Annotated in this window: 12 protein-coding genes; 3 read left to right on the top strand and 9 right to left on the bottom strand. The window is 68.8% G+C overall.

All coding sequences use genetic code 11. The features are described from left to right. Positions 1–425 precede the first annotated feature (425 nt). Positions 426–806 (top strand): glycine zipper 2TM domain-containing protein, encoded by a 381-nt coding sequence (locus SGR02S_RS16900; protein ID WP_067112633.1) that lies wholly within the window; start codon positions 426–428, stop codon positions 804–806. Positions 807–969: 163 nt separating this feature from the next. On the opposite strand, the gene SGR02S_RS16895 is transcribed toward SGR02S_RS16900, so the two are convergent. The 3 genes from SGR02S_RS16895 to SGR02S_RS16885 all read right to left on the bottom strand — a co-directional run bounded on the left by SGR02S_RS16895 (position 970) and on the right by SGR02S_RS16885 (position 5,286). Further along, positions 970–3,717, bottom strand: coding sequence for an MSCRAMM family protein (locus tag SGR02S_RS16895; RefSeq protein ID WP_067112624.1), 2,748 nt, complete (start codon positions 3,715–3,717; stop codon positions 970–972). Between the two features lie 33 nt (positions 3,718–3,750). After that, entirely contained in the window at positions 3,751–4,572 is an 822-nt protein-coding gene (locus SGR02S_RS16890; RefSeq protein WP_067112621.1) for a fimbrial biogenesis chaperone, read from the bottom strand. Between the two features lie 216 nt (positions 4,573–4,788). Then, on the bottom strand, positions 4,789–5,286 hold the full coding sequence (locus SGR02S_RS16885) for a DUF4402 domain-containing protein (RefSeq protein WP_067112630.1): 498 nt from the start codon (positions 5,284–5,286) through the stop codon (positions 4,789–4,791). 241 nt (positions 5,287–5,527) lie between these two features. On the opposite strand from SGR02S_RS16885, the gene SGR02S_RS16880 reads away from it, so the two are divergent. After that, a complete protein-coding gene (locus SGR02S_RS16880) occupies positions 5,528–5,857 on the top strand; it encodes a hypothetical protein (RefSeq protein WP_067112618.1) in 330 nt (109 codons plus the stop codon). 25 nt (positions 5,858–5,882) lie between these two features. Here SGR02S_RS16880 and SGR02S_RS16875 read toward each other — a convergent pair whose 3' ends face one another. From SGR02S_RS16875 to SGR02S_RS16850, 6 genes are all read right to left on the bottom strand, one after another. Next, the gene (locus SGR02S_RS16875) at positions 5,883–6,836 is read right to left on the bottom strand and encodes a ParB/RepB/Spo0J family partition protein (RefSeq protein WP_067112616.1); all 954 of its coding nucleotides are present in this window, start codon (positions 6,834–6,836) and stop codon (positions 5,883–5,885) included. Beyond that, entirely contained in the window at positions 6,837–7,619 is a 783-nt protein-coding gene (locus SGR02S_RS16870) for a ParA family protein (protein ID WP_067112612.1), read from the bottom strand. Beyond that, positions 7,616–8,281, bottom strand: coding sequence for a 16S rRNA (guanine(527)-N(7))-methyltransferase RsmG (gene rsmG, locus SGR02S_RS16865; RefSeq protein WP_255211512.1), 666 nt, complete (start codon positions 8,279–8,281; stop codon positions 7,616–7,618). The genes SGR02S_RS16870 and rsmG overlap by 4 nt, the downstream gene beginning before the upstream one ends. Continuing rightward, positions 8,278–10,140: a tRNA uridine-5-carboxymethylaminomethyl(34) synthesis enzyme MnmG gene (gene mnmG / locus SGR02S_RS16860; protein WP_067112609.1), complete on the bottom strand. Its 1,863-nt coding sequence runs from the start codon at positions 10,138–10,140 to the stop codon at positions 8,278–8,280. The genes rsmG and mnmG overlap by 4 nt, the downstream gene beginning before the upstream one ends. A 79-nt stretch (positions 10,141–10,219) precedes the next feature. Next, a complete protein-coding gene (gene mnmE / locus SGR02S_RS16855; protein WP_255211513.1) occupies positions 10,220–11,524 on the bottom strand; it encodes a tRNA uridine-5-carboxymethylaminomethyl(34) synthesis GTPase MnmE in 1,305 nt (434 codons plus the stop codon). A 23-nt stretch (positions 11,525–11,547) separates the two neighbouring features. Beyond that, on the bottom strand, positions 11,548–11,844 hold the full coding sequence (locus tag SGR02S_RS16850; protein WP_067112603.1) for a DUF6489 family protein: 297 nt from the start codon (positions 11,842–11,844) through the stop codon (positions 11,548–11,550). A gap of 117 nt (positions 11,845–11,961) precedes the next feature. On the opposite strand from SGR02S_RS16850, the gene SGR02S_RS16845 reads away from it, so the two are divergent. Continuing rightward, positions 11,962–12,660 carry a dienelactone hydrolase family protein gene (locus SGR02S_RS16845; RefSeq protein WP_067112600.1) on the top strand — a complete coding sequence of 233 codons (699 nt, stop codon included), beginning with the start codon at positions 11,962–11,964 and terminating at the stop codon, positions 12,658–12,660. Positions 12,661–12,724: the final 64 nt, after the last annotated feature.

Below are 12,724 nucleotides of genomic sequence, written 5' to 3'. Positions count from 1 at the left end.
TGGCACTTGAGCAGCGGAAGCGCGAAAAGCCGCCATTTGCAGGCCGCCAGAGCTGAATGTCGATCCGTCCTAGGCCCCTCAAGCAGTTGAGGCCTGTTCCCCGGCGAAAGCCGGGGTTCATATGGGGCAGCGCCATGCCATCTGGACCCCGGCTTTCGCCGGGGAACGGTTCCTTGCCGGAAACAACCGCCAAACAGGTTCAGGGTGACGCAAAAGAGGAACCACGCCGATATCCGCATTCGATAGGCATGGTCTGCCCCATCGACAAAGAGCCTCCTCGGCGGTCGAACGCGACGAAATGCGTCCGCCGGACGACGAAGCGAGACGCGATCGGCCGCATGGCGCCCGCGGGTTCAGCCAGGCGCCAGCATCGCGGTTCCAATCTGTCCCGCGGGGACCGACAGGAAAGGACGACCATGTTCTGGATGAAGAAATTCGCCCTGGCGGCGCTGATCGGCGCGAGCGCCGCGGCCGCCGTGCCGACCGACGCCGACGCGCGCGACCGCCACCACCGGAGCGGCTATTACGGACATCGCGACAATGATCGCTACCGCGATTACCGGCGCGATTACCGGCGCGACTATCGCCGCGATTATAGGCGCGATCATTATCGCGACCGCCGATATTACCGTTCCCGCCATCACTGCCGCAGCGGAGGAACGACAGGGCTGATCATCGGGGGCGCCGCCGGCGCGCTGCTGGGACGCGAGATCGACCGCTATGGCGACCGCACGCCCGGTACGATCATCGGCGCGGCCGGTGGTGCGCTTCTCGGTCGCGAGATCGATCGCAACAGCCGCTGCTGATCCGGGCCAGGCGGGCGGTGGAGAGCCCACCGGTGGCGTCATCGTCATCCCGGGCCTGCCCCGAGGTCCCCCGCTTCCTTTCGTGTACGGACGGAAGAAAAGCGGGATCCCGGGGCAAGCCCGCGATGACGACATCGATGTGGCGAACTTCAAATTCAGGTGATCAGGGCGATCCGTCGCTGGCCTCGCCGTCCGGCGCGGCCGCGCCGGGCCCTGCCAATGCGCGAGGCAGCGGCTTCAGCGCCAATGGGCCGAGCCGCACGCGCGGCGCCGCCTTGCCCGGGGAGGCGGCGATCGCGAAACCGGGGTCGAGACGCAGCGCGGCGGCCGATGTCCGATCGAGCCGTACCGTGTAGCGGCCATAGGGAACCCCTTCGAACAGAAAATAGCCGTCGAACTCGCTGAGCGTCGCCTTGCGCACGCGCCCTTCGGCATCGATCAGTTCGAGGCCCAGCCCCTCGATCGCCTGGCCGCCATCGCGCAGCGCCATGCCTTCGATCTCCCCCGCCGCGACCATCGGCAGCGTGACGCGCGTGGCAACGCCGGGACGCGGCGTCACGACGATGCCGGGCAGCGCCGACTGGACATAGGGGTCGGGCAGGCTGCCGGCATCGATCCCGATCATCACCGGGCGGAAGGGTTCGAGCCCGTCGATCATCGCCTGCCCCGCCGCGTCGGTCGCGGCATCGGCGTGGACCCGGCCCGCGGTCAGCGGCACGCCGGCCATCGCGCTCTCGCCCGGCTGGCGCACCCCGTCGCCATTGTCGTCGAGGAAGATATCGGCGAGCACCTGCCCGCGGCTCGCCAGCTTTTCGCTCGACAGCCGCCAGCCGCCGCCCGGTTTCGGACCGAAGCTGAAAGCGAGCGACAGCGACGCCGCCACCGACCCGTCGCTCGCCACCTCGCCGAACCCCGAAAGCTGGAAACGCCGGAAGCGCCGCGTGTAACCGATCCCGGCCCGCGCCCGGTCGTAGCCGCGATCATAGCCGACCTCGCCCCGCCACTCGGCATCGCCCTTGCCCGCCCACTCGCCGATCAGCGCCATGCGCGTGGCGTCGTTGCCGCCCGCCAGCGCCACGCGCGCCTCGCCGCGCAGGCGGATGCGCCCGATCCGGGCGTTGGCGAGCAGGGTCGCGCCGAGATTGTCGGGCGGATCGGTGCCGAAGGGGTTATGGCTGCGGACCCAGTCGAGCTGGCCGGTCAGGCTGATCGCGCGCAGATTGGCCGAGACGCGCGCGGTCGCCTCGAGACTCGAGACGCCCGTCCAGCGGTCGACCTGCCGCGCGTCGATGTGCAGGGGCAGCACCGTCCGCCCCAGCGCCACCGCCTGGTCGAGCGAGAGCTGGTACAGGCCCCTGACGGACCCGGCGAACCGATCCGAGACGAAACCGCCCCACCCGCGCATCGCATCCGCGCGCACATAGGTTTCGCCGAAGGCGGCGAGCCAACTGGCGCGCGCCGCCGATCCGCCATCCCCGGCATAGGCGCCCGCGACCTCGACCAGCGTCGGGCCGATCGCGCGGCGCAGCGCGACCTCGCCGTAGGTCCGCCGGACATTCTCGATCATCAGGCTGTGTGCATAGGCGGCGACCGAGGTACGCGTGTCGAGCCCGCGTTCGAGCCCCAGCGTGCCGCGCCAGCCGCGGCGGAAGGTCGCATGACGTCCGCCGAATTCGACGAGGTCGGCGTTTTCCTGCGCGATCCCCGCCCAATACCAGGTCTGGCGCGGCGGAATCGAGTCGATGCCGACCTGCAACTGCTTGATCTCACGCCGAATCTGACCCTGCGGGCCGTACAATATGATCTCGAAGCGATTCGAGCCATATTGCAGCGGTATATCGAGGAATTCATAGCGGCCGTCCGCACCGGGGGTCGCAAAGGCAAGCAGCTGGCCGTTGCGGTAGAGCTCCGCATCCCATCCGGCCGGCAGATCGCCGCGAAAATCGGTTCGATCGAAGCTGTCGGGACGCTCGACCGGACGATTGGTGATCACCGCGCCGCGCCCCGGCGCCGACTGCGCGACGAGTCCGGTCGACAGGAGCCCGACGTCGCCAACCGCATAATGGGTCGCCCGGAGCGGACCGAGCAACCGCCCCTCCGGATCGGTGCGATAGAGGCGCAGGCGGAGGCTGTCGGGAACGCCGCGATTGTCCGACGACAGGCGCGCATCGACGCTGTGCCCGAGCGCCTCGCCGGCGGCGAAAAGCTCGTAGCGCGCCTGGACGTGCGAACCGCCCCGCCGGTCGGCGACGGCACCGGCCGAGGCGACGACATCGACCGACGGCGGGGTCCATGCGCGGTACGGACGGCGCGCCTGCGGCAGGCTCGCGAGATCGAACGACACTTGCGGCCGGAGCGCGGCCGCGCGCGCGCGCCGCTCGGCGGCGAGCTGGAACGGCAGCTTTTCGGCGGCGTCGATACGCAGCACCGCGTTCGACAGGTCGGCGGCGATCGGCAGGCCGAGCCAGGTGTCGAGGCTCTCCAGATCGACGCACCACCCCGCCGCGGTGTCGCGGATCGCACCCGCAGCGATCCGCAGGCGCTGGCTGCCCGCGCGCACCTCCCCCGCCTCGCGGTCGATGGTCAGCGTGCGCCGCTCGTCGAATACCCAGCCGGTTGCGCGGCGCAACTTGCGATCGATACGCAGCGACAGGTCGAGCGCGAGCACCATGTCGCCGAGATCGACGCAGATCCCCTGTGGCGTCTGATAGCCGCGCACGCCGCCGCCGAGCCGATAGGCGCCCGAGCGCAGGTCGAACAGCCAGCTGTCGTCCTCGTTCGGCACCCAGCCGTCGGACGCGGCCGCGACCCCGCCGTCTTCGGCGGCACGCGCCGCGGCGGGCGTGCATCCGACCAGCGCGAGCAGCGCGAGGATCGCTGGCCGCCATCGCGTCAGGGTGCGCGTGAACATGGCTCGATCCGCCGAACCGGCGGCCGGTCCGCCCTATCGCACCACCCGGTCGGCCGCGTCGATCGTCGCGCCGCCGACCTCGCGATCCTCGGTGTAGCGGATATGCACCGGGCCCCGAAGCTGCGCCGCGAGGTCGGGCGGAATGCGCAGCGACACGGTGCGCGCATCGACTTCGGGATAGACGGCGATTCCGCGCGCGACGAGCAGCGGCTGCGGTTCGCCTCGCCGGGTCACCTCGATGTCGCCATAGACCGACCGCGTGCCCGAGCGCGTCAGATCGAATTCGAACGCGGGACCGTCGCGGGTCTCGCCGATCCGGGCATCGCCGATGGTCGCCGATGCCTCCAGATCGCCGATGCGGACGATCACCGGAATGGTGATGCCGTAGATCGGCGTGATCGCGATCGACACGCCCTCGCCCGCCGCCTTCGGCGCGGTCGCGGCGACGCTGTCGGGCACGGCGCGGAACAGCATGTGCGCGCGATATTCGCCGGGCGGCGTGCCCTCGGGCACGCGGACGCCGACGCGGATGACCTGCGGCTGGTTCGGCGGCAGGACGACGCGGCGCGGGCTGAAGGCGATCATCGCGAGCGCGGCCTTTTCCGCCGGCGTCGCGTCTGCCTCGGCGATCTCGTCGAGTCCGCCGTCGGCGGCCATTCGCTTGACCTCGAGGCTGATGCGATAGGTCGCGGGCTCGCTGCCGATATTGTTGAGCACGACCTCGGCCCCGCGCGAACCGTCGAGGATGAGCCGCGTCGGTGCGACGAGCAGGTCGCCCGCCGCAAGAGCGGGCGTCGCGGGCAGCGCGAAGGCCGCCATGAAAAGGCACAGGAATGGCCCGAAAAGGCGCAGCATGGATACGATCCCCACAATCGTTGTCCGGCGCAGTCCCCACCGCACCGTCTGGTCGCATCCGGCTTTGCGCCACGATGGTTGATATTTCGCTAACCATGACGGCCGCGCGCGGGCACGGGGTTCGGCGCATGCGGAAAGGGCCGCGCGAGGCCGATGCCTCACGCGGCCCTTCGGATCGGCGGCTGCTAGGGGCCGCCCGCTCCCTTGCCGACGCCGTTACTGGTAGTTGACGGTCACATTATAGGTGCCGGCATGGTCGCCCGACGCCTGGTTGGCGCCGACGTTCAGCGTGCCGCCGACCTGGAAGTTGCCGCCGCTCGCGCCGAGCGTGACGGTGTTCGCCGAATAGGTGAGCGCCGCGGTCATCGTGCCGCTGATCGAGCCGTTGAGCGTCACGCTCGAATCGCCCGATACCGTCACGACGGCGCCGTTCGTGCCCTGAATGTCGAAGCTGCCGGCGGTGCCGGTGCCTGGGCAGGACAGCCCCGAACCGCAGGTCCGCGTCCCCGCGGTCGTCATCGCGACGGTCGAGGCGGTCGAACCGCTGATGATCGTCCCGAAGTCGAGCGGGCTGCCGGCGGTGAGCTGGATCTGGCGAAGGATCTTGGCCTTGGCCTGTCCCGTGGCCGAAGCGGCCTGCGCCGCCTGGGCGTTCATCGCGAAGGCAGCAATAGCGACGCCGGCGAGGGCGCGCTTCATTCCAATGGTGCGCATATGATTTGGTCCCTTGAACAGTCGATAGTCGAATGGAAATCCCACCCCATTCGCCGACCCCTTTAGCGGATCACCCGTTCAGGCTTTGCTCAACGACCATGGTTAACGGCGCGGAAGGGATTGGCCCGCACCGCCGGACGGTTCGCCGAGCCGTCCGAATATGGTAATTTGCGGCCGTGTCGATCCATGACGGTTGCCGCGACTCGAACCGCGGAGGCCGCGCGATGCGGGAGTTCCGGCCGTGCCTACGCAGGAGGAAATCGCTCTCTACGAACGGCTGCTGAGCCGGTATCTGCGCTTCTGCGACGCGCTGCGAAAGCGCGAAAGGCGCCCGAAAAGCGCTGCTCAGCGCCAGTTCCAGGATGTCGCCTGGGGCAAGGAGACACCCGTCACCGATCATGAAAAGGCCTATGTCCATCATCTGACCAGGGCCGGAATCCTGCGCGCGCCGAAAACCCCGGTCGCGTCCGATCAGGACCCGATCGAAGCCTATCCGACCGGCATGAAGCCCGTTCCCAACGAGATCGGGCGCAAATGGGACGAACGCTGGATCGATCCGCCAGGCGGGTGATGCAGAGGTTCCGGCGGACGCGCCTTCAGATCGCCTCGCCCGACAGGCGCTGGCAGATCATGTCGAGCTGGTCGAGCGACGCGAATTTCAGCGTCAGCGCGCCCTTGCCGCCCCCCGCATAGTGAATCGCCACGCCGATGCCGAGCAGTTCGGACAGATGCCGTTCGACCGCGACGATGTCCGGATCGCGCGCGCCGTCCATGCTCTTATATTCGAGCGGCGCCTTGCGCCCGCCGCCCTTCGCCTCGCGCACCAGCGCCTCGACCGCGCGTACCGACAGGCCGTCCTTCACCACCTTGCGCGCGATGCCCTCGGCATTGTCCGCGCCGATCAGCGCGCGCGCATGCCCCATCGACAGCGCGCCATCACCGACCAGATCCTGCACCGCCGCCGGCAGGTCGAGCAGGCGCATCAGATTCGCGACATGGCTGCGCGACTTGCCGACCAGCTTCGCGAGCGCGTCCTGGCTGTGCCCAAAATCCTCGATCAGCTTGCGATAGGCGCTCGCCTCTTCGATCGCGTTGAGGTCCTGCCGCTGGATATTCTCGACGAGCGCGATCTCGTAGGTCGCGGCGTCGTCGAGGTCGCGCACCAGCGCCGGTATCTGGTGCAGACCGGCGCGCTGCGCCGCGCGCCAGCGCCGTTCGCCCGCGACGAGCTGATACCCCTGCCCATCGGGCGCCCGCCGCACGATGATCGGCTGGAGCAGGCCGCGCGCCGCGATCGATTCGGCGAGCTCGACGATCGCCGCCTCGTCGAAATGCCGCCGCGGCTGGCCCGGAAGCGGGCGAATCGAGCCCACGGGGATTTGCTGGACCGCGTCGCCCGACATCGGGGCCGCCCGTGCCGCCGCGCCGGGCGCCGCGAGCACCGGCGCCTCGACCGCCGCATCACCGAACAGCGCATTCAGCCCGCGCCCCAGCCCCGAGGGCCGCTTACGCGCCGGGGCCTGTCCAGTTTCCTCTTTCTTTTCCGTCATTTAAGCGGCCTTGCGAATGTTGGGAAGGCGGTCGATCAGCTCGCGCGCCAGCGCGATATAGGCGGCCGAACCCGCGCATCGATGATCGTAGATCAGCGCCGGGAGCCCGTGGCTCGGCGCCTCCGACAGGCGCACGTTGCGAGGGATGACCGTTTCGAACACCACGGGGCCCAGACATTCGCGGACATCGTCCGACACCTGATCGGTCAGCCGGTTGCGCCGGTCGAACATGGTCAGCGCGACGCCGATGATCGAGAGTTGCGGATTGAAACGCCCGCGCACGCGCTCGACCGTGGTGAGCAGCTGGCTCAACCCCTCGAGCGCGAAGAATTCGCATTGCAGCGGCACGATCAGCGACTCGGCGGCGATCAGCGCGTTGAGCGTCAGCATGCCGAGCGACGGCGGACAGTCGATCAGACAGATATCCCATTGCCCGGCCTCGGCGCTCGACAGCGCCTGCTGCAAGCGATGCAGCCGATCGCCATATTCGATCAGCTCGATCTCGGCCCCCGACAGATCGACCGTCGCGGGAACGATGTCGAGCCGCGGCACCGCGGTGCGCACCGCGCATTCGGCCAGCGCCGCGTCGCCGCGCAGCAGTTCGTAGCTCGAGCATTCGCGTTGCGCCTGGCTGATCCCCAGCCCGGTCGAGGCATTGCCCTGCGGATCGAGGTCGATGATGAGCGTGCGCCAGCCGGTCGCCGCCAACGCGGTCGCGAGGTTGATCGCGGTCGTCGTCTTGCCGACCCCACCCTTCTGGTTCGCCACGGCGATCCGGATCATCGCTTCCCTCGCTGTCTTGCGCCGATTGCTCCGGCGCCGACCAATATTCGGCTGTCGGCATCGGTCAGGCTCTGTTCCACGTGGAACATTCTCTGCCATGCCGACGGGAGCAACGCCAGTTCCTTAACCGCATTTCGTCCCTTTGGCAGCAGCCAGCGCGTGTTTGCGGTGGAAAAACGCGTGGACAGCGCGATCAATCGGTCGAGCGGAGCGAAAGCGCGAGCGCTGATCGTCGCCGCCGGGCGCGTCGCGACCGCTTCGAGACGCGCTTCGGCCACCTCGACATGCGCCAGATCGAGCGCTTCGGCTACAGCGCGCAGAAAGGCGCAGCGCCGCTTGCGCGACTCGACCAGCAGCATCGGCCGCTCGCTGAGAATCGCGACGACGAGGCCGGGCAGGCCCGGCCCGCTGCCGAGGTCGATCCACTGGCCTTTTCCCTCGCGATCGAGGGCAAGCAGTTGCGCGCTGTCGGCGATATGCCGGACCCACAGCGACGATATTGTCGAAGCAGCGATCAGATTCTGCCGGTCATTCTCCGCGACCAGCATCGTGGCGAAGCGCTCCAGCCGTTCCCATTGCCGCGCCGATGGAGAAAAAACCGCGTCGAGCCAGGCACGCGCCTGCTCGCCGTCGACGAGCAGCGATGGCGTTTCGTTCCTCACGCGGCCTGGCGGCGGCTGTGCACCAGAATGGCGGTGAGCGCCGCCGGCGTCACGCCGTCGATGCGCGCCGCCTGTCCCAGCGTCTCGGGCCGTGCCAGCGACAGCCGCTCGACCATCTCGCGCGAGAGGCCGCCGATCGCCGCATAATCGAGCGCCGGATCGAGGAGGATAGCCTCGTTCGCGGCCAGTGCACGCAACTCGCTTTCCTGCCGCGCGATATAGGGGGCATAATGCGCGTCCTCGGCGAGTTCCGCGAGAATGGCCGGATCGACCCCCGCCAGTTCGGTCGCCAGGTCACCAAGCGTGGCCATCGTGACGCCGGGGAAGCGCAGCAGGTCGATCCGCTTGCGGCCGACGCCATCGCCCGGAATGGCGATTCCGAGTGCGTGATAATCCGCCGTCGCCACAGGCTGATCGAGCAGGTGTTCGGCGCGCCGGCGCTCCGCCATGCGCGCTTCGAACAGTTGCGCGGTTTCCGCGCGTACCAGCCCCAGACCGATTCCCTTCGGCGTCAGGCGCGTCGCGGCGTTGTCGGCGCGCAGCCGAAGCCGGTATTCGGCGCGCGCGGTCAGCATCCGATAGGGTTCGGTCACGCCCTGAAGCACCAGATCGTCGACCATCACCCCGATGTAGGATTCGGCACGGTCGAGGATCAGCGGTTCGCGGTCCTGCGCAGCCAGCGCGGCGTTGGCGCCAGCGACCAATCCCTGCGCCGCGGCTTCCTCATAGCCGGTCGTGCCGTTGATCTGGCCGGCGCAATAGAGACCGTCGATGCCGCGGACCTGCAACGTCCGGTCGAGCGCGCGCGGATCGATATGATCATATTCGACCGCATAGCCCGGCACGGTCATCTCGACCCGCTCGAGCCCCTCCATCGTCCGCAACAGCGCGAGCTGAATTTCGGCGGGAAGCGATGTCGATACCCCGTTGGGATAGACGAGGGGTGTATCGAGCCCCTCGGGCTCCAGAAACACCTGATGCCCGTCGCGATCGGCAAAGCGATGAATCTTGTCCTCAATCGACGGACAATAGCGCGGACCCTTGGCGCCGATCGCGCCGGTGAACAGCGGCGAGCGATGCAGATTCTCGGCGATGATCCGATGCGTCGCCGCATTGGTCCGGGTGATCGCGCAGAATATCTGCGGAACCGTCCGGCCCCTGTTCCACGTGGAACAGGTCCAGTCCCCGTCGTCGGAAGGCTGTTCCTCGAGCCGCGCCCAATCGATCGTCCGTCCATCGAGTCGCGGCGGGGTCCCGGTCTTGAGTCGCGCCATCGGCAGGCCGGCACCCCGGAGCTGTTCGGCGAGCCGATGCGCGCCCGCTTCGCCGACACGGCCGCCTTCGCTCTGCTCCTCGCCGCGAAACAGGCGCCCGCCGAGAAAAGTGCCCGTCGCCAGAACGACGGCCCGCGCCGGGAGCACCGATCCGTCGCCGAGTTCGAGCCCCATGACCCGCGATCCGTCGCTCGACCGAACCAGCGCCGCCGCTTCGCCCGAAACGACGGTGATGTCGGCCTCGGCCGCGAGGAAGCTCTGGATCGCGGCGCGATAGCACGCGCGGTCCGCCTGGATGCGCGGCCCCTGCACCGCCGCGCCCTTCGAGGCGTTGAGCATGCGATAATGGATGGCCGCCGCATCGGCGGCGCGCGCCATCCAGCCATCGAGCGCATCGACCTCGCGCATCAGATGGCCCTTGCCGAGACCGCCGATCGCCGGGTTGCACGACATGGTGCCGATCAGCGCCGGGTCGAAGCTGACCAGTGCCACCCGCGCGCCGAGCCGCGCCGCGGCGGCGGCGGCCTCAGTCCCGGCATGCCCACCGCCGACGACGATGACATCGAAATGGTTGCTGCTGTCCATGATCGTCGCGGCTCTTAGCGGAAAGCGAAGTTCAAATCCATCGGCGTCTCATCTTGCGCTTTTTGTTCCACGTGGAACATCATTTGCCGATGCAGAAACGGCCGAACAGCGTGTCGAGCATCTCCTCGACGCCGGCGCGCCCAGTGATGCGGTCGAGCGCCGCCGCCGCGAGGCGCAGCCGTTCCGCCAGCAGGATGAGGTCGCCCGCCTCGCGCGACGCCATATCGATGGTCAGCCAGTTTCTGGCTTCGGCAAGTGCCGCGCGCTGGCGCTGGCGCAGCGCCGCTTCGCCTTCGCGCGGAAGCAGGGTGCGCGCCATTTCGACGATATGCCGGTGGAGCGCCTCCATCCCCTCGCCCGTTGCGGCCGACAGGACCACGTCGCAACGCGCCGCATCGGCTTCGGCGGCCGCATCGCCGCGCCAGCGATCCGCCTGCGCCGCAATCAGGATGCAGCGCGGATGATCGGGCGCATCCTTCGGCGGCCCGAGCCATAGCAGAATGTCCGCCGCATCGACCGCGGCCCGCGCGCGGTCGATGCCGATCGTCTCGATCGCATCGGCCCCTGCGCCGCGCAGCCCGGCCGTATCGGAAAAGCGCATCGCGATGCCGTCGAGCGCGAGCGGCGTTTCGATCACGTCGCGCGTCGTGCCCGCCACCGGCGACACGATCGCCAGCTCCCTTTGAGCCAAGGCATTGATAAGCGTTGATTTCCCGGCATTGGGCGGTCCGGCGATCACCACCGACAGCCCCTCGGCGATCACCTCCGCCGCCGGACGGGCCAGCCATGCATTCAGGTCCGCCGCCAGCGTCGCCATCGCTTCGGTCAGGCGATGCGCGGGCGCATCGCCATCGTCGACATCGTCTTCATCCGAGAAGTCGAGCTCGGCCTCGGCGCCCGCCATCAGGGCGAGCAGCCGCGCCTGCCAGTCCTCGACCGCGCGCGACACGTGCCCGCTCGCCATCTCCAGCGCCTGGACGCGCTGGCTTTCGGTCTCGGCGGCGAGCAGATCGGCGAGCCCCTCGGCCTCGGCCAGATCGATCCGGCCGTTGAGGAAGGCGCGACGGGTGAATTCGCCTGGTTCGGCGCGGCGCAGGCCGGGCAGCGCGGCCAGTGCCGCCTCGACCGCGGCGATCACCGCGCGCCCGCCGTGCAGGTGCAGTTCGACCAGATCCTCGCCCGTCGCGGTGGCGGGCCCCGGAAACCACAGGATCAGCGCCCGATCGAGCGGGCCGCCCGCGCGGTCGCGAAGCAGCACCAGCGACGCGCGGCGCGGCGCGGGCAATCGCCCCGCCAGAGTCTCGAGAGCCGCGCCCGCCCGCGGCCCGCTGAGGCGCACAACGCCGATCGCTGCCGGCGGCATCCCGCTCGACAGCGCAAAGATCGTGTCGTTCGCTTCGGGGTCGATCAGCTCTTGCGTCCCCCGCCCGTCTTGTCCGGATCGGCCTTGGGCGCGGGCTTCGCGCCGGTCCCCATCAACCCGCCGCCGAACTGGCCGAGCAGCGACTGGACGAGTCCCAGGCCCGATTCGCCCATCGGCACCCAGCTCTTGACCATCGCCTGCACCATTTCGGGGGTGATCCCCTTGGCCATCAACTCCTTGACGCGGCTCAGATAAATATCGTGCAGCGGTTCGAGATCGGGGAGCCCGAACAGGCGTCGCGCCTCTTCGGGCGTGCAATCCACCTCGATATTGAACTTCATCGCCCGTCTCCCACCGAAAGTGTCTCCCGCCCGAAAGCCGCTTTGGCTTGAGCCGCGCTGCCGCGACCGCTAGCTTCGCCTCTTCACCGGCAAGAAGCAAGAGTCAGGAGACCTCCCATGTCCGCAACCAACACCGAAATCCCCGCGCTCGACGGCGAGGGCCGGATTCCCGCCTATATCGCGCGCCCCGACGCCGAAAGCTCGCGTGCCATCATCGTGATTCCGGAGATTTTCGGCGTCAATGGCGGCATCCGGCAGAAGGTCGACGACTGGGCCGCGCTCGGCTATCTCGCCATCGCGCCCGACATCTTCTGGCGCTTTGCCCCCGGGGTCGAACTCGATCCCGACGTCGAGCCCGAATTTCAGCAGGCGCTCGGCTATTTCGGCCAGTATGACGCCGACGACGGGGTCAAGGACATCGAGGCGACGATCCGCTGGCTGCGCGATCAGGGCGTCGACAAGGTCGGCTGCGTCGGCTTCTGCCTGGGCGGCCGGCTCGCCTATATGGCGGCCGCGCGCACCGATATCGACGCGTCGGTCGGCTATTATGGCGTGATGATCGACACGATGCTCAACGAAAGCCACGCGATCTCGAACCCGCTGATGCTGCATATTCCGACCGCGGATCATTTCGTCGGCCCCGAGGCACAGCAGAAGATTCACGAAGCGCTCGACCCGCATCCCAAGGTGACGCTCCACGACTATCCCGGTCTCGACCATGGTTTCGCCGCCACCAGCGGCAATCGCCGCGACGCCGAGGGCGCCGGGCAGGCCGACGCGCGCACCCGCGCCTTTTTCGCCGAGGCGCTGGCATGAGCGGTCCTGCGGGGCTCGCCGCCTGGCACGCCTATATGGCGGGCGGCGGCGACCCGCAGGCGCT

The organism is Sphingopyxis granuli NBRC 100800, assembly GCF_001591045.1.
Classification (GTDB): Bacteria; Pseudomonadota; Alphaproteobacteria; order Sphingomonadales; family Sphingomonadaceae; genus Sphingopyxis; species Sphingopyxis granuli.
Note: the sequence above shows the minus strand (reverse complement) of the source record. Positions and strands in the feature narration are given on the sequence as shown.